Annotated in this window: 24 protein-coding genes; 10 read left to right on the top strand and 14 right to left on the bottom strand. The window is 46.2% G+C overall.

The features are described from left to right. Positions 1–210: 210 nt before the first annotated feature. Positions 211–1605 (bottom strand): PhoH family protein, encoded by a 1395-nt coding sequence (locus FS373_RS26075; RefSeq protein ID WP_144044659.1) that lies wholly within the window; start codon positions 1603–1605, stop codon positions 211–213. A 408-nt stretch (positions 1606–2013) separates the two neighbouring features. Between FS373_RS26075 and rapA the strand changes: the two genes are divergently transcribed. Together rapA and FS373_RS26065 are read left to right on the top strand one after the other, a co-directional pair. Then, positions 2014–4920, top strand: coding sequence for an RNA polymerase-associated protein RapA (rapA, locus tag FS373_RS26070; protein WP_152830913.1), 2907 nt, complete (start codon positions 2014–2016; stop codon positions 4918–4920). Between the two features lie 112 nt (positions 4921–5032). After that, a complete protein-coding gene (locus FS373_RS26065; protein WP_144044657.1) occupies positions 5033–5959 on the top strand; it encodes a DUF3530 family protein in 927 nt (308 codons plus the stop codon). Between the two features lie 29 nt (positions 5960–5988). On the opposite strand, the gene FS373_RS26060 is transcribed toward FS373_RS26065, so the two are convergent. Beyond that, a complete protein-coding gene (locus FS373_RS26060) occupies positions 5989–6795 on the bottom strand; it encodes a crotonase/enoyl-CoA hydratase family protein (protein WP_144044656.1) in 807 nt (268 codons plus the stop codon). Between the two features lie 273 nt (positions 6796–7068). Between FS373_RS26060 and FS373_RS26055 the strand changes: the two genes are divergently transcribed. Then, complete coding sequence (locus FS373_RS26055) at positions 7069–8064, top strand: response regulator (RefSeq protein WP_144044655.1); 996 nt, start codon at positions 7069–7071, stop codon at positions 8062–8064. A gap of 13 nt (positions 8065–8077) precedes the next feature. Continuing rightward, complete coding sequence (locus FS373_RS26050) at positions 8078–9046, top strand: GGDEF domain-containing protein (RefSeq protein WP_144044654.1); 969 nt, start codon at positions 8078–8080, stop codon at positions 9044–9046. Positions 9047–9174: 128 nt separating this feature from the next. Here the strand turns inward: FS373_RS26050 and rraB are convergent, their stop codons facing one another. From rraB to FS373_RS31695, 6 genes are all read right to left on the bottom strand, one after another. Further along, entirely contained in the window at positions 9175–9591 is a 417-nt protein-coding gene (gene rraB / locus FS373_RS26045) for a ribonuclease E inhibitor RraB (protein ID WP_144044653.1), read from the bottom strand. A gap of 145 nt (positions 9592–9736) precedes the next feature. Next, on the bottom strand, positions 9737–10462 hold the full coding sequence (locus FS373_RS26040) for a 1-acylglycerol-3-phosphate O-acyltransferase (protein WP_144044652.1): 726 nt from the start codon (positions 10460–10462) through the stop codon (positions 9737–9739). 163 nt (positions 10463–10625) lie between these two features. Further along, on the bottom strand, positions 10626–11423 hold the full coding sequence (locus tag FS373_RS26035; protein ID WP_144044651.1) for a metal ABC transporter permease: 798 nt from the start codon (positions 11421–11423) through the stop codon (positions 10626–10628). Positions 11424–11501: 78 nt separating this feature from the next. Then, positions 11502–12416, bottom strand: coding sequence for a metal ABC transporter solute-binding protein, Zn/Mn family (locus FS373_RS26030; protein ID WP_322619571.1), 915 nt, complete (start codon positions 12414–12416; stop codon positions 11502–11504). Further along, positions 12400–13638 carry a hypothetical protein gene (locus FS373_RS26025; protein WP_152830911.1) on the bottom strand — a complete coding sequence of 413 codons (1239 nt, stop codon included), beginning with the start codon at positions 13636–13638 and terminating at the stop codon, positions 12400–12402. Before FS373_RS26025 ends, FS373_RS26030 begins: the two co-directional genes overlap by 17 nt. A 249-nt stretch (positions 13639–13887) precedes the next feature. Next, entirely contained in the window at positions 13888–14172 is a 285-nt protein-coding gene (locus FS373_RS31695; protein WP_185976939.1) for an ABC-type zinc uptake system zinc chaperone, read from the bottom strand. A 342-nt stretch (positions 14173–14514) separates the two neighbouring features. Here FS373_RS31695 and FS373_RS32485 point away from each other — a divergent pair, with 342 nt between their 5' ends. After that, entirely contained in the window at positions 14515–14640 is a 126-nt protein-coding gene (locus FS373_RS32485) for a hypothetical protein (protein WP_265575354.1), read from the top strand. Between the two features lie 33 nt (positions 14641–14673). On the opposite strand, the gene FS373_RS26020 is transcribed toward FS373_RS32485, so the two are convergent. Continuing rightward, positions 14674–15009, bottom strand: a complete 336-nt coding sequence (locus FS373_RS26020; protein WP_144044649.1) for a hypothetical protein — start codon at positions 15007–15009, stop codon at positions 14674–14676. A 216-nt stretch (positions 15010–15225) separates the two neighbouring features. On the opposite strand from FS373_RS26020, the gene FS373_RS26015 reads away from it, so the two are divergent. Next, entirely contained in the window at positions 15226–16830 is a 1605-nt protein-coding gene (locus FS373_RS26015; RefSeq protein ID WP_144044648.1) for a mechanosensitive ion channel family protein, read from the top strand. Positions 16831–16911: 81 nt separating this feature from the next. On the opposite strand, the gene FS373_RS26010 is transcribed toward FS373_RS26015, so the two are convergent. The 4 genes from FS373_RS26010 to FS373_RS25995 all read right to left on the bottom strand — a co-directional run bounded on the left by FS373_RS26010 (position 16912) and on the right by FS373_RS25995 (position 21782). Continuing rightward, positions 16912–18624: a formate--tetrahydrofolate ligase gene (locus FS373_RS26010; RefSeq protein WP_144044647.1), complete on the bottom strand. Its 1713-nt coding sequence runs from the start codon at positions 18622–18624 to the stop codon at positions 16912–16914. Between the two features lie 330 nt (positions 18625–18954). Next, positions 18955–19788 carry a MaoC/PaaZ C-terminal domain-containing protein gene (locus FS373_RS26005; protein ID WP_144048782.1) on the bottom strand — a complete coding sequence of 278 codons (834 nt, stop codon included), beginning with the start codon at positions 19786–19788 and terminating at the stop codon, positions 18955–18957. Positions 19789–20107: 319 nt separating this feature from the next. Further along, positions 20108–20734, bottom strand: coding sequence for a chemoreceptor glutamine deamidase CheD (locus FS373_RS26000; RefSeq protein WP_152830910.1), 627 nt, complete (start codon positions 20732–20734; stop codon positions 20108–20110). Positions 20735–20900: 166 nt separating this feature from the next. Next, entirely contained in the window at positions 20901–21782 is an 882-nt protein-coding gene (locus FS373_RS25995; protein ID WP_144044646.1) for a TraB/GumN family protein, read from the bottom strand. 56 nt (positions 21783–21838) lie between these two features. On the opposite strand from FS373_RS25995, the gene FS373_RS25990 reads away from it, so the two are divergent. After that, positions 21839–22150, top strand: coding sequence for a prephenate dehydrogenase (locus FS373_RS25990; protein ID WP_144044645.1), 312 nt, complete (start codon positions 21839–21841; stop codon positions 22148–22150). Between the two features lie 108 nt (positions 22151–22258). Here the strand turns inward: FS373_RS25990 and FS373_RS25985 are convergent, their stop codons facing one another. Next, positions 22259–22795 (bottom strand): DUF3016 domain-containing protein, encoded by a 537-nt coding sequence (locus tag FS373_RS25985; RefSeq protein WP_144044644.1) that lies wholly within the window; start codon positions 22793–22795, stop codon positions 22259–22261. Between the two features lie 226 nt (positions 22796–23021). Between FS373_RS25985 and FS373_RS25980 the strand changes: the two genes are divergently transcribed. The 3 genes from FS373_RS25980 (at position 23022) to FS373_RS25970 (ending at position 24446) form a co-directional block, all read left to right on the top strand. Further along, positions 23022–23327, top strand: a complete 306-nt coding sequence (locus tag FS373_RS25980) for a hypothetical protein (RefSeq protein ID WP_144044643.1) — start codon at positions 23022–23024, stop codon at positions 23325–23327. A gap of 139 nt (positions 23328–23466) precedes the next feature. After that, positions 23467–23721 carry a hypothetical protein gene (locus FS373_RS25975; RefSeq protein ID WP_227993262.1) on the top strand — a complete coding sequence of 85 codons (255 nt, stop codon included), beginning with the start codon at positions 23467–23469 and terminating at the stop codon, positions 23719–23721. Positions 23722–24128: 407 nt separating this feature from the next. Next, positions 24129–24446, top strand: a complete 318-nt coding sequence (locus FS373_RS25970) for a hypothetical protein (RefSeq protein ID WP_144044641.1) — start codon at positions 24129–24131, stop codon at positions 24444–24446. Positions 24447–24490: the final 44 nt, after the last annotated feature.

The raw sequence follows: 24490 nt of genomic DNA, 5'->3' as shown, positions 1-24490 counted from the left end.
ATAGATGAATTGAATACACCATATTAGTCTAATAGCTTAACTTAAGGTGAGATAAAGACTCTAGATAAACACCTAGCTTACAGATAGATACAGAGATGGTTAAAATTTTACCCTAGTGCTACATTTTTCTCTTTACGCAAAATAATAAGACCCCCATAGAGATGGAGGCCTAATTTTTAGGGCTAAAGTAAAGTGAGGAACTCAGGTTATTTAGAGGTTTTCCTCGGCAAATTCGGCCAGACGCGAACGTACGACCCCATTGAGATAGATGTTGGCACTGCCTTCGAAGTTTTTGAAACGCTCCACGATATAGGTCAACCCGGATGTCACTGCGGTGAGATAGTTAGAATCTATCTGCGACAGGTTACCGCTACAGATAAGCTTAGTCCCCTCTCCCATGCGGGTGATCATGGTCTTTATCTGAGAAGCCGTCAGATTCTGGCACTCATCGAGGATCACCACAGAGTTCTGTATCGAGCGACCCCGCATAAAGTTGATGGATTTGAACTGGACATTGGCCTTGTCCATGATGTAGTTCATGCTACCACTGGGGTTCACATCATTCTTGTGTAGCACCTCTAAGGTATCGGTAATCGCCGCAAGCCAAGGCGTCATCTTCTCCTCTTCGGTACCAGGAAGGAAACCTATGGATTCGGCGATTTCCGGCGTATTACGGGTCACGATAATTTTATCGTAGAGCCCTCTCTCCACCACCATTTCCAGCGCTGCAGCCATGGCCAATAATGTCTTACCACAGCCTGCTGGCCCGGTGAGAATCACCAGATCAATATTCGGGTCCAGCAGAGCCTGCATCGCCATGCCCTGATAAATATTCTTTGGCCGTATGCCCCACGCATCCATGTTGAGTAATCTGTCTTTACCGAGATCTAACAATTTAAGATCCCCATTGGTCTTTTCCAACACTCGGGCGCAGAAGTTGGAGTCTTCATCTAACAAGTATTGATTGATATAGAAATTATCATCTCCGACCTCAACCACTGGCACGGTATGTACAGTATGACGTCCATGGGACTCGGTAGAGACGTGTTCCTTGCGCTCCCAAAAATCGCCCTTGAATTGATGAAACCCGGTAGTGAGGAAGCGAATATCATCGATGAGCTGATCGGTGCGATAATCCTCGACCAGTTTAATGCCCGCCCCTTTGGCCTTGAGGCGCATATTGATATCTTTAGTGACGAGAACGACGTTACGGGGTTTATGGATTTTTTGCAGGTGTAATGCTGTATTGATTATGCGGTTATCGTTGTTGTTGTCCGGTAGCGAAGCATGGGTCATTTCGAGTTGATGATCGGGAAAGATGGACAAGGTGCCACAGGCATCGCCGTGATCCTCTCGCCGTGGCAGTTTAACCCCTTGAAGTATCTGCTCTGGGGTGGTTTTACCGCCGAGTATATCTTCGAGTGCCCTGATGGCGACTCGTGCGTCTCTGCTTACGTCTCGTTTTCGATCTTTAATCTGATCCAGTTCTTCCAGAACAGTCATGGGGACAACTACATCGTGCTCCTTAAATGAATAGATGGCTAAGGGTTCGTGTAGTAATACATTGGTATCCAGTACAAACAACTTTCTGTCGTCTTGTTCCATGGCGCCTCCAATTACTTCTATCTATATGATGTTATGTTTTCACAGCTCCCAGTCCTTAATTAGTCCTTTAAAAATAATGTCGAGTTATCCACTTCAGTGTTAACCAAAAGTAAAGAAATAGCTATCACCTTGATTTCATACTGCCACTATTAAAGGGCCGCTTCAATCACTTGCTTAGAACTTTCTATAATTGAGAGTTACTTAGTTAGATTACACAGATATGACAAATTCCAGATAAAGAAACTATTTGTATAATTTGTAATCGGTGCTTTTACTTATTAAGCTTAGGTTCGACACAAAATTGAGGTCGATTAAGCCCCTCGAAAGAGGCTCCTATCCTTGCACTTTGAGGGAGTTTAGGTAAAATACGCGCCCTTTCGTGGTTCACCCGTAGATGAGAAATAGTTAATGCCCTTTTCCTTAGGTCAACGCTGGATAAGTGATACCGAATCAGAACTTGGTTTAGGTACAGTCGTAGGATTAGAAGGCCGTATGGTCACACTAATGTTTCCAGCAACCGATGAGAACAGGTTGTTCTCACGCACCGAGGCTCCCCTGACTCGAGTTATTTACAATCCTGGCGATAAAATTGAAAGCCATGAAGGCTGGAGCCTGACCGTCAGTGAGCTCGAAGAGAAGAATGAGCTCATTATCTACCACGGAATTCACACCGAAACCGGTGAGCAAGTCTCTCTCAGAGAAACTCTGCTTAACTACAATGTTAGATTCAATAAGCCTCAAGACAGGCTATTCGCCGGTCAGATCGATCGCTTAGACAGATTCGGCGTCCGCTATCAGAGTCAATTATTGAGAAATAAGCTGGCCACATCAGATCTTCTGGGATTACAGGGACCAAGAGTCGGCCTGATCCCACATCAGCAGTGGATAGCCCATGAAGTGGGTCGCCGTTTTGCCCCTAGAGTATTACTCGCCGATGAAGTTGGCCTGGGCAAGACAATCGAGGCAGGACTGATCATTCATCAGCAACTGCTTACTGGCCGCGCCGAACGAATTCTGGTTATAGTTCCCGATACCCTGCGTCATCAGTGGTTAGTCGAGATGCTGCGCCGCTTCAACCTTAAGTTCTCTGTATTCGATGAAGACAGATGTATCGAAGCTTACGCCGATAACGAAAATCCATTTTATACCGAACAACTGGTGATCTGCTCACTGGAGCTATTACGTAAGAAGAAGCGCCTGGAACAAGCCATAGATGCCGATTGGGATCTTATGATTGTCGATGAAGCACATCACCTTGAGTGGACCGAAGACGCGCCTAGCCGCGCCTACCGTATCGTTGAGGCCCTGAGTAAAGCCGTACCTAGCGTATTACTGCTAACCGCGACGCCTGATCAACTGGGTCATCAGAGTCATTTTGCCAGATTACGCCTGCTCGATCCCGATCGTTTCTACGATTATGACGCCTTCCTCGAAGAGGAAAAAAGCTACAAGGATGTTGCCAGCGCAGCCGAAGCGCTCGCCAGCGGCGACGCACTCTCGGCCGACGCTGTTGCCCAGCTGACGACCCTGCTCAGTGAGAAAGATATCGGCGCGACTCTGGAGTTAATTCAGTCAAGCAACGCCGATGTCGACAAGCAACAAGCCGCCCGTAATGAACTCTTGCAAGATCTGCTGGACAGACATGGCACAGGTCGTGTGCTCTACCGTAACAGCCGAGCATCGGTTAAAGGCTTCCCGACACGTATCTTCCACGCACATCCACAAGCGATACCAAGCCAATATGTGACGGCCGCGCGAGTCGGTGCCATGATGAATGGCCACTTAGATACTGCCGCCAAGGTCAAACAAGCCCTGAGCCCGGAGAAGATCTATCAGGATTTCGAGAGCAGCAGCGCCAGTTGGTGGAAATTCGATCCCAGAGTCGATTGGCTCATCGAATTTTTGAAAACTAACCGTAGCAAGAAGGTACTGATTATTGCTAGCCAGGCGGAAACAGCTCTTAGTCTGGAAGAAGCCCTGCGTACCCGTGAAGGTATTCAAGCGACCGTGTTCCATGAGGGCATGTCGATTATCGAACGTGATAAGGCCGGCGCCTACTTTGCTCAGGAAACCGGTGGCGCTCAGGCACTCATCTGCAGCGAGATTGGCTCTGAGGGTCGAAACTTCCAGTTTGCCAGCCAGTTAATCCTGTTTGATCTGCCTCTGAATCCGGATCTGCTGGAGCAACGCATAGGCCGTTTAGATCGTATCGGTCAAAACAACGATGTCGAGATCCACTTGCCTTATTTGGCTGGCACGGCCCAAGAGTGTCTGATGCAGTGGTATCACCAGGGACTCAACGCGTTCGAGCAAACCTGTCCCAGTGGACACATACTCTTCAACGAATTTTCTGAACCTCTGCTTTCACAGTTGATCACTCAAGATGAGACACTACTTCAAGAGTTACTCAGTAATACTCAAACTCGTTACCAAGAGCTAAAGACGGCGATGGAACAAGGCCGGGATAAGTTACTTGAGATCAACTCCCATGGCGGCGATCGCGCAGCTAAGCTGGTGCAACGTCTGGCAGAACGTGATGAAGACACGCAACTCATCGGCTCGGTTATCCGTTTATGGGACATCATAGGCGTCGAACAGGAAGACTGTGGTGAAAACACCATAGTACTCAAGACCAGTGAACATATGATGTTCCCGACCTACCCGGGATTATCCGAAGATGGCATGACTATCACCTTCGATAGAGAAGTGGCCCTTTCCCGTGATGATATTGCCCTTATCACCCAGGAGCATCCTCTGGTCCAGACTGGTTTAGACCTAATCACTTCGTCTGAGACGGGTACCACCAGCGTAGCCGTATTGAAGAATAAGGCACTCCCTGCGGGTACCATCTTCCTCGAGCTGATCTACATGGCCGATGCCTCGGCACCTAAATCTAGCCAGCTTTATCGCTATCTACCGCCAACTCCTGTACGTATCTTACTGGACAAGAACGGTAACGACTTGTCTGATAACGTCACCTACGAGAGTTTTAATAAGCAGCTCAGTGCGGTCAATCGACACATTGCCAGTAAGCTGGTTAATGCCTATCAGACCGCTTTACATCCCTTATTTGCTAAGGGAGAAGAATTTGCACAGGTTGAGCTTAAACTGCTTGCCGAGAGTGCCAGAGCAAAAATGACTTCTCAGCTTACGGTGGAGCTCGAGCGTCTCGAAGCACTCAAGGCTGTTAACCCTAACATTCGTGACGAAGAGATCACTCACCTGAAGGATCAGATGACCGAACTCAATGGTTACTTGGATGATAGCTTGCTGCAACTCGATGCCGTGCGTCTGGTGCTAGTGAGTCACGCTTAACATAGGCGACTAGGCCCTAGGTTCGAGAACCTAGGGCCTCTTTTCAATCACCCAACCCATTTATCCTGTTATACTTTATCTATCTTATTCTCTGCCCAAGCTTTGCGTATTTATGCGTTTCAACACAGCTCTTGTTACCACTCTATTCCTCCTTCTCATCGCTCCAACGGCTTTTGCAGCCGATCCCCAAGATGCCTCACCTAACGAAGCTATGACCAAGGAGAGCAAGGCTGAGGATAAAGCCGCTAAGCAGACCAAATATGATTATCTCCCCAAGGAGGAGGTCATTGAAATAACCGTAGGTCAGCAGCAGACTGAGGTATTAGTTAGATCCTGGAGTGGCAAGAAGCAACTGGGCACAGCCATCTTACTTGCTAACCCGGGCATGGGTGCCGATGGCGCTGGATTTCAAGCCTATTTGAGACGGAAATTGAATCCTGCCGGCTGGGCGACAATCGCGATAACACCACCTAAAAAAGTAGCCACACCTAACTTTGCCACCTCCGCAAAAGAGATCGCCAAGGCCGGTGAGATGCAGGGAAATCAAAAAGCCAATGAAGCAACCGAGCAATACTCTGATGCAGTCTGGCAAGATATTCGTGAGAAACAGAGCCAGTTCATCAGTCAGACCATGAACCAGCTTGACGCAATAGGCGCTCCCTATCCAGGTAAACGTTTACTGATAACCAGCGGACAGGGCGCTGGATTAACCATAGCCATGATCAACAAAAACCTCTTGGCCAAGCCCGATATACTGGTACTTATCAACCCCTACCTGAAGATGAAAGGTGAAAACTTGGCGCTAGCTAAGCAACTTGCAGAGTTAGATATTCCTGTACTGGACATCCAATCTGTCGATGGTCATAGGGCCTCATCTGCAACGGCTCATATGAGAGCCGAGCTATCGCCGCAAAATGCCCCCTATCGATACAGTCAGCAGACTTTAGCACTTAACCTCAAAAACCCCATGTCCTGGGAGACAGCCTTGAAGTCCATCGAGGGCTTTGCATTAAGAATAAGCCAAGGCCCAAGAAAATAGGATCTAGTAGGAAAAAGGCTCACTAAGATTTACCACCTGGCTTGCCTGTCTTTATAGGCCTTATCTGGTTCGCTTGTTTGCCGCTTAGCCGCTACCAGTCTATTTTTGCCCAGCAATAACTTAATTTGACTGATGGACTCCCGGGATAACAGGCTGCGGATGCTTGAGCTCCAGCTTTTGTTTATGCTCATCTTAATTGCCGCGTTGGCATCGGGTGAGGTCTTAGCTAAAACTGCGGCTAACTCGAGCGCTCGCACCATAGGCTCATCGACGACTTCGGTCACCAAGCCTTTAGACAAGGCATCTTGTGCACTCAGCACCCCAGCCGTCATCGTCAGCAGTAGCGCCTGATCCTTAGATACCACTTCCCTTAAAGAGACAAGGCCTGCCATATCCGGGACGAGCCCCCACTTAGCTTCCATGATCGACATCTGGGCATCAGAGGCCGCGATGCGAAAATCTGCGCCAAGAGCGATCTGCATGCCACCACCGAAACACACACCCTCAAGTACGGCGATAACAGGCACGGGGAGTCTGCGCCAGCCGATTGAGACCCTTTGGGCCAGGTTGGCATTGCCCGGAAGCCACTTAAACAACAGCTTAACCGCCTGCATGGGTGATTTAATCACGCTCTTCACATCTAAGCCTGAACTAAAGTTGCCATCACTCCCCGAAAGAATAACCCCACGAACCGAGCGGTCATGCTTTATTTCACGTATCACCTCATCGAGTTCACGGAACATATCGAAATTTAGCGCATTGCATTTTCCCGGCCGATTTAAGATGACATGGGCCACCTGCTTATCAACGATTAACTTAACAAACTTCCTTGCCATATTACTCTCCGCCATTAAACTGGTCAGTCCAGAACATGAGGTTAACATATTTGGATTATTTCACTAATAGAGATAACATATAGAGGAAATTTGACTGACGTCAAAAAAATGGCATGGCATTTCCACTTTGGACTCATGCTGATAGACAAAAATTGATATAATAAAGTGAACTCAAAAATATAAATAATGCCTCTGAATTTATCATTTGAACAACCGAGTTCAATAATAAGTGTTATCTTGAATATATGGGCAGATTAGGATGTTGAAACGATAATGTCGATCCCAGTACTGATATGCGATGATTCCGCGCTCGCTAGAAAACAGATGGCGAGAACACTCCCCAAAGAGTGGGACGTTGACATCACTTTTGCAAATAATGGTGCCGAAGGTATCGAGGCCATTCGAGCGGGCAAAGGTGAAGTTGTTTTTCTCGATCTCAACATGCCTGTGATGGATGGCTATGAAGTACTACAAACCATACAGCAAGAAGATCTCCCCGCACTAGTCATAGTCGTTTCGGGTGATATTCAGATAAAAGCCCATGAACGGGTCAAGGCGCTGGGTGCACTGGATTTTATCCAGAAACCCGTTAGCGCCGATGCTATCAGTAATATATTACAAGAGTATGGCATTCTCACCATTGCATTAGGCGATGGGGTTGCTGACAGCCCGATGATCGAAGTAGACCTACTTGACGCCTGTCGGGAGGTAGCCAATGTTGCCATGGGACGTGCAGCCGATCTGCTGGCCAAATTGCTCGATGTTTTTGTGCTATTACCTATCCCAAACGTGAATGTGCTCGAAGTCAGCGAACTGACCATGACCCTCAAAGCCACCGAAGAGCACAGTACGGTTTCCGCACTATGCCAAGGCTTTATCGGTGCAGGTATCGCCGGAGAGGCTTTACTGCTGTTCCATGACTCGTCCTTTAAAGATATGGCGAAATTAATGGGACTCGACAATCCCGAAGATAAGAATACCGAGATAGAGGTCATGATAGATACGGGTAACGTATTGATTGGCGCCTTTCTCAATGGCATCTCCGAACAACTGCATATGAAATTCAGCCAAGGCCATCCCGTTGTACTCGGGCGTCACTGCACAGTGAACGATCTTATTCATGACAATTCGGAGAAGTGGTCTCGCACCTTGGCCATGGAGATTAATTATCGAATCGAAGATCATGATATCCAATGTGATCTGCTCTTGCTGTTTACCGAAGACTCATTACCGACGCTCAATTATAAGCTCGGCTATCTGTTAGATTAAGTTGGATCCATCTATGGCATATGACCAAAGCGCAATGAACGAACTCCACTGGTTAATCGATATGGTTCAAACCATAGAAGTTGGCTTGGTAGTATTAGATAAAAACTTTGATATTCAGCTTTGGAATGGCTTCATGGAAAACCATAGTGGAGTCTCTCCTAACTCTATCAAGGGTTCCAATCTGTTTGAACAGTTCGATTACCTTCCCGCCGATTGGCTGAAACAGAAGATGGAATCAGTTTTCTTACTCAAGAACCGGGCATTCATCAGCTGGGAACAGAGACCCTATGTGTTTAAATTTAAAAACTATCGTCCCATTACCGGACGAGCAGATTTTATGTACCAAAATGTCACTCTGTTGCCCCTCTCCTCGCTCACGGGACAGATCACACACATCAGCATGATTGTTTACGATGTGACCGATGTAGCCATCAACAAGTTACAGCTAAAGGCCGTAAATGAACGTTTAGAGCATTTGAGTCAGACCGATGGATTAACTCAACTCCATAACCGCAGATACTGGCAGATATGCATGCAGAAAGAGTTCGATCGCCACGCCCGTTATGGTGATCAAACCAGCCTGGTCATGTTCGATATCGATCATTTCAAGAAGGTTAATGATACCTATGGCCATATGGCAGGTGATAAGGTGATTCAACATATCTCCCACCTGCTTAAGCAGTCTCTGCGTGAAACCGATTGCGCGGGTCGATATGGTGGTGAAGAGTTTTCTGTGGTGCTGGCGAAAACCAGTGCCAAAGATGCCCTCAACTTCGCCGATCGTTTACGCCATAAAATTGAAACCACTGAACTGGTTTATGAGGGCAAGTCTATCAAGGTCACTGTCAGTATGGGGATCAGCGATCTACAAGAACAGGTCGGCAACAGTGGCCAATGGTTATCATTTGCCGATAAAGCCCTTTATGAAGCCAAGAAGGCGGGGCGAAACAATTGTGTGATCTATACCAGTTCCATTAAGTAAGTGATCATTCAGCGCATAAATTTAATGGAATTGGTATTGCCTAAAACATAATCAGCTTATACAAAACCAGAGTGATGAAAACAGAGAAGGCCCATAATGGGCCTTTTTCATGAGATAGCGATTAGCGTCTAATGGATGATATCTTCTTCATCTTCGTCTTCAAACTCATCGTCGCGCACCTCATCACCGTTTTCATCGATGAAATACGTACCCCAACCGTCATAGTCGACTTTCTGCTTAGCCGCTAACGTTAATAAGGCTTCACAAGCCTTATCGAGCAGCTCAACTTCAAGCTTGTGGCTTGCGACAGCATCGAAACAGTAGATAACAGACCCATCTTCCAGCTCCATCTCTTCGGCATCATTGACTTCAAAACCTGATTTAAACGCATCTACTGCCGCTTTTTCCAGGCGATCGAAGTTAGTCGATGAAAAGTGATGCTCAATTGTGTAGTCGGCATCCGGATGTGAACCGTCACCAAGAATAGCATCGACTATCTCTTGGTTTTCTTGTTTCTGTGCCTTAAGTAAACGCTCAATTGACATGGATGACTCCCAATAAAAAATCTTGGCAAATTATATACCAGTTCCATTAAGTAAGTGATCATAAATTTAATGGAATTGGTATTAATCCAGACATAAAAAAACCTCTAAAATGGAGGTTTTTTTGTCAAATATCTACCCATTGGATCTACTTGGCCATTAACGCCGATGCTTCCCGGTTAAGCTGAGTCAACCTGGCTGACATTAGCGCGTGAATACGGGATGAAAGCTCTTTGACCTGATTCTTAGCCAAGCCCTTGGTCTCGATAGGCTCCATCATCTCTATGATAACCACACCATTGTTCCAACGATTCATCTTAATATGCCCCTGACAGGAGGCTAATACAGGCACCATAGAGACACCGGCTTCGATCGCAGTGTGGAAGGCACCTGATTTAAAAGGCAGCAAGCCCTTACCTTTAGAACGTGTACCTTCGGGAAAAATCCAGATAGATAAGCATTTATCTTTAATCTTTTTGGCTGTTTGTGCCATGGTTTCGAAGGCTTTATTACGGTTCTTTCTGTCGATCAGGATATTGCCCGATAACCAATATATCTGTCCGAAAAAAGGTACCCAGGCGAGACTCTTCTTGCCCAGACTCACAGTCCCCTTAGGCACCGCAGCGGTATGAGTGAACATATCGAAGTTATTTTGGTGATTGGCGAGATAGACACAAGGTTCATCTTTCAAGCCTAAACTAGGCTTACGCACTATGACCTTGATGCCTAACACTGGCGCGGCAAAGGAAAATATTTTAGCGAACATGTGTACATTATCTCGATGACGAGGTCTGAGCAGACAAAAAAGGCCACCAAAAATAAATGCTAGCAACAGCATCACAGCTAATATCAACGATCTGAGGATTAACAGCACAACATACTCCCATGATTCTAATCGCGTCATTATAGCCAGCAAGAGGGTATGACTCAATATTTTGTTTACGTTTGTAGCCCGAGACTGATATGCATCAATTAGAGCAAATAGACTAAAAATGCATTATCAGACAAGGAGCACAATCGCGTTCATAAGCATTAGCCTAGTTTTGGTTAACCTGCATAGCGGCTTCCTGAGCGGACTTTTTGGACAAACTCAATACCAGTCTGAACAGGATGGCACTGACCGCGAGCGTAGCGACTATGGCGGCACCACTCGGCAGGTCCAGAGTTGCAGAAAGAAGTAAACCGAGAATGTACCCCGTCAGTCCCACCATATAAGCAGCCCCCAGCCTATATTTAGATCCAAACTTATTGACCGCGAGCGCGGGTAATATCAAGGTACTAAACACCAGATAGACCCCAACCAACTCGACCGATAAGGTGATAACTATGGCGAACAGAATATAGAAACCACTGCCTTCGAGCAGCTTAGGCTTGAGGAAAACCACGGCTAATACCAGTGCGGAGACACAAGCAGGCCAGATGAGTTGCGACCAGTTGACCCAGAGTATTTGCCCCGATAACAACTGTTTAAGCATTTCTGCCCCATGAGGATCATTGGAAAGCAACAACATGGCGGCGACAGCAGACAGCACATAGAAGCAACCAATTATCGCCTCAAGTTCATCGGCCATACGCTTAGATAACCAGGCGATAAACCCCGCTCCAGCGAGGGCGAAAAGTGCTGGCATCCACACATTAGAGAAAGGCAGATGCTCAATATCATGATTGAGATGGGCGACAATCGCTCCCAATGCAGCAACTTGCGCAATAGCTAGATCGATGAAAATAATTCCCCGCTTTAGCACCTGCTGACCGAGTAACACATGGGTCGACAACACCAGCACACCCGCAGCAAGTGCCGGCAAGAGAATTGAGATTAAGTTAATATCAAACATAGGCGAATACTCGCTTTTTGAGCGTAATCGAATAGAAGATAGGGGCAGTGGATAAATCACTGCCCCTACTTATTTTCTCTAGCTAGCTTTTACGCTAAGTAAGAGATCTAACACACTGTCGTAGAGGCTGAAGAGATCTTGACTCTGATCGTTGCCACCAACCGACATAGGTAGCACCTGAACCGGTAAGTTTGCACGCTCTCCCAGCCAATTAGCACCACGCTCATCCTGATAAGATGCCACGATAATCGCCATGACATCACCCGCCTCGGTTCGTGTCAGCAAACTTGCAAGATGACTGCTACTAGGTGGTAAGCCAGGCTTAGGCTCCAGATCGGCAACTTGCTCAATGCCTACCCAATTGAACAGGTATTTGAAGCTCGAGTGATAGGCGATAACCTTCTTGCCGCGCAGAGGCGCCGCTTTCTTCTCCCAAACCGGGATCGCCGCGGTCCATCTCAGACTAAAGTCAGCCAAGGCCGATTCATAATCCGCTTTGCTGCCGGGATCGACGGCTGTGAGCTTAACCGTAAGAGCCTGGGCCACTTTCAACATCCTCTCAGGTGAGAAGTGAAGATGAGGATTCCCCTTAGCGTGGACATCGCCCATGCTTCGATCCACAGATTTAAGCTGATCTATGGTTTCAACCTGCTCGGCGGCATAGAAGAGACCCTGATCAGTTGAGCGAACTTTAGCGTTAGATGATTTCATCTGCAGCATAGGCAGCCAACCAACTTCAAGATCGGCACCGGCACAGACAGCGATATCCGCCTGACGCATCTTAGCGATCAGACTCGGTCTGGCTTGAACCTGGTGGGGGTCTTGCATCGCGGTCGTCGCCGAATAGATCCTGGCATTCGGTGCCAACTCCTTCGCCAGAGACGCGTACTCAGGCTCGCAGGCAAAGATATTCAATTCGGCAGATGCAATGCTCGAATAACTCACTACTATTGCGGCTATCGCCGACTTTACTAACTTAGAATTGATGCGCACCGTGAGCCCCCAGAGTCATAACATATTGAAGAGTTAGAACGTTATCGTCTTCGATACCGAAGTAATTGGTTCCTTTCTGATTGGTGTACTGCAGACGAACCGTAGAGAAATGGCTGTGATGCCAAGCCAGACTGACCTCAGTTTCCTTTAACTTCTGGGCATCGAAATGGTCCCCATGAAGCTCCTGAACATCGGTCTCACCATAACGCACACCGGCGGACCAGTTTGGACTAAACTGATACACACTACTCAGATACCATCCTTGCATATCATCGACACTATCAGCCGAATCATGGTCATGATCGTGACCATCTTCGAGGGGAGCAAAGTCTGTCACCCTGAAGTATTCACCACTGACTGTGAGGTGTTGATATTTATAGTTGCCGTTCGGAGCCCACTTATAGACGAAATCGGCAATATAGGTATTCTCACCGGTAAAGGTGGCGCTGTGACTGTGGTCGTGGCCTTCATGTCCGGCTGCCAATGCGGCATGGTCTTCGTGCTCACCTTCGACCATGCGGCCATTCTCGTTACGCATGTAACTTAGACCGGCCTGCCATGAACCATTGCCGATATCGCCACCGATCTTGGTATAGGCGGTGTAGACACCGATATTTTTGTACTCACGCTCGGCATGGTCGCTATGACCTTCATGTTCATCATGTTCATCATGTTCATCATGTTCACCACCAGCGGCACGCATGCTGTCACCCTTAAAACCTTCCAAACCCATGGTCCAGTAAAGATCCGTTGGTGCCACATAGTTTACGCGCACACCATCATCGAAATAATGGCTGCCGAGGAAGGCACGATATGCGGCAGGACGGTCCGAAAAGGCGTCGGTATGAACATGTTGATTGTTCAAGTAACCCACATCCGACAAGAAGCGGCCCGCACGAATCGAAAATCCCCATGGCATGGCTAAGGTTTGAATGAAGGCTTCTTCCAGACCCAGCTCAGTTTCACCATCGTGCATCTCAATTACGGCGGTCAATTTACCGTAAAACATATCGTCGATATTGGCACTCATGGCTATCTCGGTGTGGCCTAAGCCGAAACCTTCGCCGCGCTCGGCCATCGGACGCTCGGTATTTTGATAGTAGCCATCGAGCACGGCACTGATCGCCGGGTTTGTCAGAGTGGGATCTTCAGCGAAGGCAGAAGTCGTAAAAAAGGCACATGCAGCGGCCACGCATGATACGCGGTTATTTAAAACGGTCATTTGTTTCTCCAAAATACAGCATAAGTCCCCTAACATTTTTATAAATATTAAGTAATTAGGTGCTAGGTGGACTAAATCAAAAAAATCGTATTACTGAAGTTAACTAGACAGGTGCACGCTCAAGCCAAGGGGCTATTAGCCCCAATAGCTTTAGTAAGAAATGGGGTGTCAGACAAGTACAGAAAGTACAGTCATCCCGTCCCAAAACTGAGCTCGCGATTGAAATTAGTTAACTGAGGTTGATTTGATTTACGCGACAGGAGGAGCGCGGCTACGGAAAACGCTGACATGTGATGCCAGGCGCTCACATACCCGATAGGCGACAGGTTCAAATGTTTGAACTAAAACCGGAAGGGTAAATGGAACACTAGGTAAGAGTTTATTAAGCTGATGTTTATGGAAACAGAGGGTACAGTGACCCTTAGCACCATGATCTATATGTTCAACGCTATGGACAGAAGCGGCAAAAGACAGGCAGATCAATATGGCTGATAGCCATAAAGCAATTCCTCTTCTCACACTATTACTGACCATGAATACCACCGTTGAAGACACAAATTAACAGCCTACCTCGAATCAAGACGAGGTAAAAGCGCGTACAATTTTATGCAAACAGAGAGTTAAGTCAAGTTACGCTTTTAATAAAAATAGGTAAAATTCACAAAATAAATGTAAGCAGAAATGAGTCAGTGTCGAAGAAAGTGCGTATAACTGATGATCTTAATTGAAAAATATCATAATAGAATATGATCGCCATCACTCAATTCTGGGCCACAATTAATACTGACTTAAGCTCTAAAGCCTAAAATTACAACAGATAGCTAAATAAACTAATCCTATTTAAGCGAGCGTAAACCCATCAGGGGAGTAAACACCATGTTAGAGTTCCTACGTGAAAACGGTAAAATGATCTTTTGGACCACCTTTTTCTTCATCGCCATAGGTGGCGGGATCTACTATGTCGATGCCGCATTGGAAGCACAGGTTACGGTTATTAATTAAGTTAGGCTTTCAATAAATACATTCCATAAAAAGTTAGCGATACTTCTGCCTATGCTCACTATCGTCGACCTCTTTAACCTCAGGAGCTTGGGTTACTCTTAGGTGATCCATCATATGACTGACAAGTAAGACAATCACAGCCACTATGGCCAGAGGTGTGGTTAGGTTACGCACCTCAGGCTCAAAATAGCCGTAGACTAAAGCAGCGACTCCAGAATAGAAGGCGGCGATTTTTAAACGAGTGAGAATAGGATTCTTACCTAACCAGGCATCACAATGGGGACATTGAATCTGCGCGTTTAGCCCCTTACCACGCTGGTTCTTGACCGCATTGACACCAAAAGTTTTACTACAGTGAGTACATAACACAGGCTAGATCTCTTTCGTTTAACAATAATTCGGTGAAAGAGTTTAACAGAATCTGAGTTAAAAAAATGCTGGTTATTCAGCCTCTATATTTCCCCTTCCCTCTGACTACTTAAGCATTAATTGACTTAACGAATAACGATAATTCGCTAATGATAATTTACACTGGCCCGATCAAAGTAATACTATAAGCGCCTAAAAAAGTAACAGGACCTTACTATGTATCGCACATTCACCCTGATCATGCTCACTCTCATGACGCTTATCGGGACTCAAGTACGCGCCGAAGAGGCTGATATAACTTACGAACTCACCTCTTTGCAGCAATCAATCCATCGCGATGTCACCCAGTTGCGAAAGGACAAAGGCGAGTTATCTCAATTCACCGAATACCGTATCAAGCAAAAATCGGCTCAATTACATCAAAGACTCGAAGAGTTAATGAATGTGGCTCCCTTGAACACCGAGCTGCTCACTCCCTATGTTAAAGATCATCTCAAGTTTATTGAGGATGTCGATGTTTATTACCGAGGAAGCATTGGCGCTCTGAAGTTAATGTTGGGTAGAGACAATGACGCCGATATCATGATGCAACTAACCAATAGAGAGTTAGATCGTGATGAGATACTACAAGCCAAATCTGATACTTTAAGCTGGGCAGAGCAGCTGTCTATCGATACCGGTGATGTAAAACAACAATTCACATCTAGCCTGATTGAGCGAGCCGATAACTTAGACAGTCTGGTGCATTTCACTCAAGACAGATTGAAAGCGGCGGTGGATGATGCCAGCCTGGCGGGTAAAGATGTCTCGAGCGATCAAACGACTCAGATCACTCGGCTTAATGAGAGACTGTCCCATAGCAGTTCCAGTTTAGCGGTCGTAATTCAACTGCTGGATAATTTAGGCCAGGACACATCTGAGTTAAAACAGACCCTGTTCAGTACATCTGGCGACATCACTCAGGATGTACTCAACCTAGACGTTGCCAGCAGCCTAGCCGAGCAATGGCTAACAACGGCCAAAAATCAGGCCATAGATAATGGCCCTAGTGTGGTTTTCAAGGTATCTATCTTCCTGCTAATCTTAATGATTGCCAGCTTAGTCGGCAAAGGCGTGGAGAAGCTGGTCAGGAAAGCGGTGGGTAACTCCAAACTTAAGTTCAGCAAGCTGCTGCAAGAGTTTTTCACCTCTTTGTCGGGTAAAGCGGTATTCACTATCGGTGTGCTGATCGCGCTATCTCAACTCGGTTTCGAACTAGGCCCCTTATTAGCAGGCTTCGGTGTTGCCGGTGTCATTATTGGTTTTGCCCTGCAAGACACCTTGTCTAATTTTGCTTCCGGCATGATGATATTGGTCTACCGTCCCTATGACGTCGGCGACCTCATCAATGCGGCTGGCGTGACCGGTAAGGTGAGTCACATGAGTCTGGTGTCGACCACCATTAAGACCTTAGATAACCAGAGACTCATCATCCCGAATAACAAGATCTGGGGTGATACCATCAATAACATCACAGTTGAGCATCAGAGACGTGTCGATATGACTTTCGGCATCGGCTACGGTGATGATATTGAAAAAGCAGAACGTGTGCTGATGGATATCGTCGCATCACATCCTAAAGTACTTAAGAATCCAGAGCCTATGGTCAAGTTGCATACCTTGGGTGAGTCTTCGGTAGACTTTATCGTACGCCCTTGGGCGAAACCTGAAGATTACTGGGATGTTTACTGGGACATCACCCGTGAAGTGAAGATGCGCTTCGACAGAGAGAACATCAGCATTCCGTTCCCACAACGCGATGTACATGTTTATCAGAGCTAACAAGCGCTAATACCGGTTGGTGCACCACCGAACAAGAAGCTCTAGGCTCTAGATCCTAGGAGCTTCTTGTTCAGTATTATATTAAGCCAATCCTACTATCTCATCTTGCTCATTAATATCGATATTCAGATACCCTGGCCTCACGCCTAAACCTGGCATAGTCATCACCTTGCCGACCAGTGCCGTAATAAAACCCGCTCCGGCGTTGATCTTAAATTGGATTATTGGTAATTCGAAGTCTGCAGGGATCCCTTTCACCTTAGGGTCATGACAGATAGACAGAGGAGTTTTTGCCACACAAATCCCTAAGCCTTCTAACCCCATGATTTTTATCTGATTGAGCTGCTGTTTTGCTTCATGGGTTAATGTGACCCCTTTCGCCCCATAGCCAGCTTCGGCAATCGTCATTAGCTTTGCTTCCATACTGATATCTAACGGGTAGAGAAATCTAAAATCAGATGTTTGCTGCGTGGCACTCACCACGGCTCTTGCCAGTACTTCAGCGCCGCTAGCCCCCTCACCGAAGGCATCGCTGACTTCACAGCCAAAGGCGGATGTCTCAGCCACAGCCGATTTAAGCCATTTAATTTCGGTGTCGATATCCGTTGGGAAGCGATTAATCGCCACCACGACGGGAACGCCGTATTGACCCACATTGTCTATGTGCCACTTGAGGTTAGCGAAACCAGCCATCAGCCTTTCCATGTCCGGCAGATTAATATCGTGTCGAGACTCGAGCCCAGAATTGGCCTTGAGTGCTTTTAGGGTTACCACAACAACAGCCGCATCGGGCTCTCTGCCAGATTCTCTGACCTTGATATTGCAGAATTTCTCGAAGCCCATATCTGAGCCAAAACCAGCTTCCGTGACCACGAAATCCGACAGTTTTAGTGCGATTCTATCGGCGATAATCGATGAGTTGCCGTGTGCAATATTAGCAAAGGGGCCGGCGTGGATGAGACATGGGTCTCCGGTTAACGTCTGCATCAGGGTCGGCTCGATGGCATCGCGCATGATGACTGTCATAGCGCCAGCAACGCCCACATCTTCTGCCGTAATAGGATTTCCTTGAGTATCCAATGCCAGTATCAGGCGACCGATACGCCGGCGCATATCCTTCAGATCCCGACTCAAGGCGAGTATAGCCATCAGCTCGGATGCCGCCGTGATATCGAAGCCAGAATCATGTACGGGCCCGTTATTCTCCCCTATTCCCACGCTGATATTTCTCAGACTGCGCTCATTATGATCCACAACCCTGCGCCATAGGATCTGCTTAGGATCGATATTGAGAGGCTCAATTCCAGACTGCGCAACATACTCCTCTCGAGATAATCTTGATTCATGAAACAGGCGAGCATCGATAGCCGCGGCCGCTAAATTGTGTGCACTGCTGACTGCATGAATGTCGCCGGTGAGGTGCAAGTTAAGCTCCTCCATCGGCACAACTTGGGCATATCCGCCACCAGCCGCTCCCCCTTTTGTACCAAATACGGGCCCCATGCTAGGCTGACGAATACAAGCGGTAGCACGCTTACCTATGGCATTTAATCCTTGGGTCAGGCCAATAGTCGTGACAGTCTTACCTTCACCGAACGGCGTCGGAGTCACGGCCGTGACAATCACCAACTTCCCCTCCTGATTTCCTTGCAGTCGATTTAATATAGATAAACTGATCTTTGCCTTAGTATCGCCAAATAACGATAGTTCACTAGGTTCGATGCCTAACTTATTAGCGATATGCTTGATAGGACTAAGCTTTGATTGACGAGAAATCTCTATATCTGACAGCATTATTTTGCTCCTCTTCTTAAGAGATGAATTTATTTTAGTTGAGTAAATATGTGTAGGATGACAGCCAAGAATATAGGCGATATATGACATGGGCTAAATAGCCTAAGTCAGATTAGTGAAGCTTATTTAAGCTTTTTTGAATCTAAATCAATAAATAGTAATCTAGTAGAATAAAGCCGAAGAATTGAAGCTGCCCTGGCATCGAACCGGATAAAGTTAGACAAACAGCAATGGTTTAACATCTGGCAGGCCACAGCGTTGCTTAATCTCCAATGCTAAAAAACAAAAAAGGCGCCATTGGCGCCTTTTCTATTCGAGTCATACTCATTATTACAGAAAACTGATTTTTCCAGAGAGATGTGGGCGACGACCCCGTTTATCTCTTAATTCGAAGACTAAGTTATCTTCATCAGTCTCGGAATCGAAGGTAACATCGGCTGGCATTAACAGTGGCAGCTTAAATGCAACTTCCACCTTGCAGGGACGCTCGCCAATTTGCGGCATCATCTGGGCGATACAGCGAGCCTTAGACCACATACCGTGAGCTAACACACGATCGAAACCAAAACGTTTCGAGAGTACGGGGTGAAGATGAATAAGGTTATAGTCTCCCGAAGCTTTTGCATAACGGCGACCTAAATCATCGGCTAAGCTCCAAGCCTCGGGTGACTCCCAAGCCATGGCATTAGCCTTAGGTGGGCGAATACGGCGCTTACCGTTCTCGATACGATAGAGATATGTAGACAATGACTCCCAAACCAATTCACCATCGACGAAAGCTTTCGAGACTAAGTCGAATTCTAATCCTGAATCCGTCACAGTGCTGCTCATTAAGGCGCACTCAATATCGAATTTTTCATCGAGATTTAACACTCTGTACTGAGAAATACTGTTCTTAAGATGAATCATTCCAAGCAGAGGGAACGTAATGCCATCATGGGTAAAGATAACCGCATGCAGACGAAATGCCATAACATACATGTAAGTCATGGGCAGTGTCGTGCCGTCGAAGTCGAAGCCGCATACCGAAGAGTATTGAGCAACTTTATCTTGCGACAAGCTGACATTAGGCGTTGAAACGTAGATCCGTGGCAAAGGCTGCTCATCCCACCCAGGCTTACGCCCGAAGAAGATCTTGCGATAGAGGGAAAATAGAGAAGGCATCGCCTTCAATTCAATAGAATAATCATTTTCCACGTTAACCGAACCTTTCAAATTTTATCTCACCAAACAGATTTCAAGCCAGCGAGTATACCTTAAAGTAAGCTAGATACGCTAAATTCAAACAGAATTAATCTATTTCAAATAGGTTTTGAGCGTACACAAGGCGATAGACTTAGATGAAAACATACTGGATTTCTATGGTTAAAAGTGTAAAACAGATACAGCAAGATTTTGAGATGAATTTGGACTGGGTTTTGATTAAAACCCACCTATAAGATGTCGCCGAAAGTATTGTCCTGGCACTAGAGGAAACCAGGCTTCAAAATAGCTCGATCTGATTATCTTCTTGCTTTTTGACGATATTACTAAGATAGACCTTCTCTTCAGTCACCATCTGACCTATACGCGCAGGTGACATACGTTTCAACAAGACTTTACCGCTATTGGGGTGAAACAGTACTTTACGCGGCCAGGGACCGCCCAAGTCCTCCGACTCTATCGCGATCCCCTCGAGTTTCAGGTATTCCTTCACAAACTCTATGTTGGATTGACCGACATTGAGCACTGACGTCTTAGTAATCTGGGCCCCACCAAACACTTTTGCCTTTAATCTCTGACGCTTACCTCCTAAGGTCAAGATCCCATTGATCAGTTGCTCCATGGCCAAGTTTCCATAGCGGCATGAATAACTGGTCAGTTGGTGCCAGTCTTCATGAAGTTCCTTCTCGGGCAAGAGGAAGTGATTCAAGCCCCCGATCCCCAGTAAGGGATCCCAGATACAGGCGGCAACACAGGAGCCCAAACGAGTGAAAATATATTCGTCATGGGAAGATATATAGAAAGCGCCGGGATCGACTCTGGCTATGACCTTGTTATGCTTCTTATCCCAGTTTCTGGGGATCTCCTCGAAACCCAATTTCGGGGGAGGAATTGTGACTGCTTGCATTCAGCCTCCTTGCTGCTAATCTCGCCGAATCAAACTCCATCTAAGATGCGAGTATCGTTTTGAATACCAATAGTGAGTCCAAAGTATAGTCAGGCAAATGCAAGCTAGCCCTAATACTTAGTCATGATTTAATCCTTATTGAGTCTGAGATTAACAAGTATCAGCTTCAGTCGCATTCCAGCTGCCAACAGCTTGTCACCTTAGCACCGTGCTGAGTCATCTCCATGGGAATACTTCTAGCGCCAACCAAGTGGCCGGCACCGATAATGATAAATAGCGGTTGCTGAATGCCAGGCTCTAGCATTAGCTCACGAATTCTCGCGGCCATATCTATGTTTCGTTGCCAGAGCAATTTGTCCAACATCAAGAGATCCTCCTCATCTGACATCTGCCCCTCCATCAACTCGGCGATATGTGCCGCATCTCCCGTTCTCCATGCCGTAACCAGGCCACGCATATCTTCGTCCGGTGATTCTATGGCTTCTCTTACCATGGCCCACTGAGACTTCTCATCGAAGGAAGAGAGTAAACGGAACTGGAACTCGGTGCTCTCTAGCTCTAACAGGGGACGGCCTTGATTACTAGCAATAAACCTCTGATCCACGCCATACTCAGCACTGTAACCTAGCTCCTCGAACCGATTCATTCCCAATTGCATCGACTGCAACCAAGGCGCGAATCCACTCAGCGTGGCACACACACTGGCTCTTTGTTTACAGTAGGCATCGAGTACAGTTTTCGTTTCAACGTCTATAGGGAGCTTGTTCAATCCATATTTTCTTATCAAGGCCATTATATCGGCACTGGCGGCATCGGCCTCGACAACTAAAGATCCTGCCGACTCAAATTTAGATTCGATCAGCGGGGCCATGGGATAGAAATTAGCCTGACCCACATGAATGGAACCGAGGAGATAGGCTGTCTGGCCCTGATAGTCTAGCTGAAAGAAAGGGGGCCTATCTTCTACTGCGGCCTGAGCCGACGCGGTAAAACCCGAAAAAACGAGCCATACAACACCAAGTAATAACCTATGCCGACTTGTTGCCATCTGATTAGCCCCTTATAATCTCGATAATTTAAAAGTTTATGCAATGAGAGGCTTTTATGCCACACACACGTGTTATTGAACAATTGAAACAAAACTTACAATCAGCCTATCGTAAATCCATCGATGCAGATGGCAAGCTCGATGAGTTAAAAAAAGCGGGTCATGTAAAATTCAATAGGATTTTCACTCAGACTGAAGGCTTCATCACCAACAGCAATCGCTTTAAGCCCTATGTCCAGGAGCTTGCCGATGAACTCGAAGAGCTGCCGACTGATAGCGAAAATATGCCTGCTGCATTAGAGAAGTTTGTACGCAAGTTGGGCGTATTGATTCAGACATTACAGGCATTTAAAGAGCAATCAAAATAATCTGTACGCTGTGAGCTCTGAATTACGAAACAAAAAAGGCTAAATAAGCGATTCGCTCATTTAGCCTTTTTGCACCTAACACATTAGAACTATTCTATTTCTTAGAACTTAAATTTTAGGCTCTACCGTTTTCTTCATCCAATCGGCAAGTAACTTGTTCTCATATCTTAATGGCTTATCACTCATGCGACCTATATTATGCATGAAGCCCATATCGGTCAGCTTCTCGTTACCTACCATGACCACCTTATCGCCCTCGAGTACCGAATAACTAAAGGTAATGCGAGGCGGATAGATATCTTTGATCAAGCGAATATCATTCATGGTCGCACCGAATGTCGGCCTGACATCGCCGGCAAGATCTAAGTCTGTCACTATCAACTCAAGTTTTTGTTCCGGTTTGAGAATTTTGCTCGCCTCTTTATTCAGGCTCTTGGTTAATGTTTCAAACGTACGAGCCTCATAACGCGACTGAATATCACTCACCGCTTTGACATCACGAAAACTGTTAGGGTCTTGCCAAGTTATCTTGACCACACCTTGCTCTGTCACTGGATTTTCAGCCACTTCATCGGCAACCGCGACACCTGAAAGCATCGCGCCAGAAACCATAGTTCCTGCTAGTAATAGATGGGTTAACTTCATATCAGCCTCCTGGGCTAAGTGTTTTTCATGGCATTTAGCGTACAAAATCTAACCTGAATATGAGCTTAATGCAAAACAATTAATGACTATTCACTTGTATAGTGCACCATTTATATTAGACCGTAACATGCTAGATTTAATTACATAATAATTAGATAAAACTGTATCAAAAATTATCATAGATAAATAGAATAGCGTCACTCAATGCTAATCTATCAAACATCAAATGAAAAATGCCCCCGCGATTATTCTTGTTACGCTAATTTTCATCGCTCTTGGTACTAGCCTCTATCTTATCAATAGCTCAGAGAAGAGTCATTCACCTGAAACCTGGTCCTCTTTCGTGTATACCAATGGCTACAATTCGGGTCGATATAAGAAGCAAGATGACTTTATCAGCTATGAAACCTGCCGTGAACACGCAGTAGAAACCTCGGTCCGGTTTGATAACGCCCCCTGGGAATGCGGGCTAAGATGCCGCTTCGACTCCAGCCGACAAGGCTTTCAATGTGAAACAATGAAAAGAGAGTAAGCCCTCCTTCTTAGCCTATAAACCTTACTGATATCGTAACAGTTCAGCAGACATTCAAGTTGGCAATGATAATATGCAACAAAATACCTATCCAAGCACTATGACTATGACTATGACTTCTTCACTAAAAAACATATTAATGATCTCTCTTCTCACCGCATCTTCTTTAGTGAGTGCCACCGACTTATCTAGTTTAGAGATAGATGAGACTAAGGCCACTGCCGACGAAGTGCTTAGCCAGTATCAGGCCCTCACCGATGAGATGGATGCAGAAGCCCAATTAGACAAGATAGATCAGCAACTCGATCAAGAAAACCTCGAACTGCTACAGCCAATTTGTACCGAATACTCTATCGACATGGATACCGGCGAAGAGATCTGTACCTCACAATGATCCGTATAACGAATCCACATATGCAAGTAGCATTGCACTTGCTCATGCTGTCGAAAGAAGTGTAGATAAACTGGATCGAGGCAATCTATGCCTCGCCTTCCTTACACCTCCCAAGCAAACTTACTCAAGAACACATTCTCAAGTCAACTTCCTCAAGATAGCCATTACCGACTCTGAATCAGGCGTCTCACTCCAAATTAAACCGCTCACTTTTCATTCAGCTTAGGTTCATGGTTTACCGTTTAACATACTGAATAAGTTAACGAGCACTAGCACTCTTTTGAGACCAGGTTTCGAAAGAACAAGCTTACTACCAGAGGTGACACTTCTTCATCGACAGTTAAGACGGATGTCGACTAAGTGCAAACGCTTCCTTATCTGGTCACAATACATTTTGGAGACATTTTATGAGCCATGCAATCACGAAAACTAAAGTCAGCTTCTCTGGTAAAATCGCCCTACTCTCAGTCTTTATCATAGGCGCTATGATCACAGGTCAAGCGTCCGCCAATGACTTTACGCCTTCGGAACAAGCCGCCGTCAATCAGCATATGGAACTATTGTCAGAGCAGCAAGGCAGGTCAGATGAAGCTATGATTGATAACCAACAACAAGACTTCGACGCTGGCTTGGAAAAGGCAGAAAACAAATTTATGAGTAATATCTGTAATGAACATGGGCGTCAATACGATAATGCCACCGAAGTCTGTTACGAGCAGAAGTAAGCTAGCAACGAATACCGATAGGTATAAAAAATCAATAAAAAAAG

It is taken from the genome of Shewanella sp. YLB-07 (assembly GCF_009377275.1).
This window is presented reverse-complemented; position numbering and strand designations above follow the sequence as displayed.

Coding starts and splice junctions, on each gene's coding strand:
- FS373_RS26075 (WP_144044659.1), bottom strand. CDS start 1,605: ATGGAACAAGACGACAGAAAGTTGTTTGTACTGGATACCAATGTATTA.
- rapA (WP_152830913.1), top strand. CDS start 2,014: ATGCCCTTTTCCTTAGGTCAACGCTGGATAAGTGATACCGAATCAGAA.
- FS373_RS26065 (WP_144044657.1), top strand. CDS start 5,033: ATGCGTTTCAACACAGCTCTTGTTACCACTCTATTCCTCCTTCTCATC.
- FS373_RS26060 (WP_144044656.1), bottom strand. CDS start 6,795: ATGGCAAGGAAGTTTGTTAAGTTAATCGTTGATAAGCAGGTGGCCCAT.
- FS373_RS26055 (WP_144044655.1), top strand. CDS start 7,069: ATGTCGATCCCAGTACTGATATGCGATGATTCCGCGCTCGCTAGAAAA.
- FS373_RS26050 (WP_144044654.1), top strand. CDS start 8,078: ATGGCATATGACCAAAGCGCAATGAACGAACTCCACTGGTTAATCGAT.
- rraB (WP_144044653.1), bottom strand. CDS start 9,591: ATGTCAATTGAGCGTTTACTTAAGGCACAGAAACAAGAAAACCAAGAG.
- FS373_RS26035 (WP_144044651.1), bottom strand. CDS start 11,423: ATGTTTGATATTAACTTAATCTCAATTCTCTTGCCGGCACTTGCTGCG.
- FS373_RS26025 (WP_152830911.1), bottom strand. CDS start 13,638: ATGACCGTTTTAAATAACCGCGTATCATGCGTGGCCGCTGCATGTGCC.
- FS373_RS31695 (WP_185976939.1), bottom strand. CDS start 14,172: ATGGTCAGTAATAGTGTGAGAAGAGGAATTGCTTTATGGCTATCAGCC.
- FS373_RS32485 (WP_265575354.1), top strand. CDS start 14,515: ATGTTAGAGTTCCTACGTGAAAACGGTAAAATGATCTTTTGGACCACC.
- FS373_RS26015 (WP_144044648.1), top strand. CDS start 15,226: ATGTATCGCACATTCACCCTGATCATGCTCACTCTCATGACGCTTATC.
- FS373_RS26010 (WP_144044647.1), bottom strand. CDS start 18,624: ATGCTGTCAGATATAGAGATTTCTCGTCAATCAAAGCTTAGTCCTATC.
- FS373_RS26005 (WP_144048782.1), bottom strand. CDS start 19,788: ATGCCTTCTCTATTTTCCCTCTATCGCAAGATCTTCTTCGGGCGTAAG.
- FS373_RS26000 (WP_152830910.1), bottom strand. CDS start 20,734: ATGCAAGCAGTCACAATTCCTCCCCCGAAATTGGGTTTCGAGGAGATC.
- FS373_RS25995 (WP_144044646.1), bottom strand. CDS start 21,782: ATGGCAACAAGTCGGCATAGGTTATTACTTGGTGTTGTATGGCTCGTT.
- FS373_RS25990 (WP_144044645.1), top strand. CDS start 21,839: ATGCCACACACACGTGTTATTGAACAATTGAAACAAAACTTACAATCA.
- FS373_RS25985 (WP_144044644.1), bottom strand. CDS start 22,795: ATGAAGTTAACCCATCTATTACTAGCAGGAACTATGGTTTCTGGCGCG.
- FS373_RS25980 (WP_144044643.1), top strand. CDS start 23,022: ATGAAAAATGCCCCCGCGATTATTCTTGTTACGCTAATTTTCATCGCT.
- FS373_RS25975 (WP_227993262.1), top strand. CDS start 23,467: ATGATCTCTCTTCTCACCGCATCTTCTTTAGTGAGTGCCACCGACTTA.
- FS373_RS25970 (WP_144044641.1), top strand. CDS start 24,129: ATGAGCCATGCAATCACGAAAACTAAAGTCAGCTTCTCTGGTAAAATC.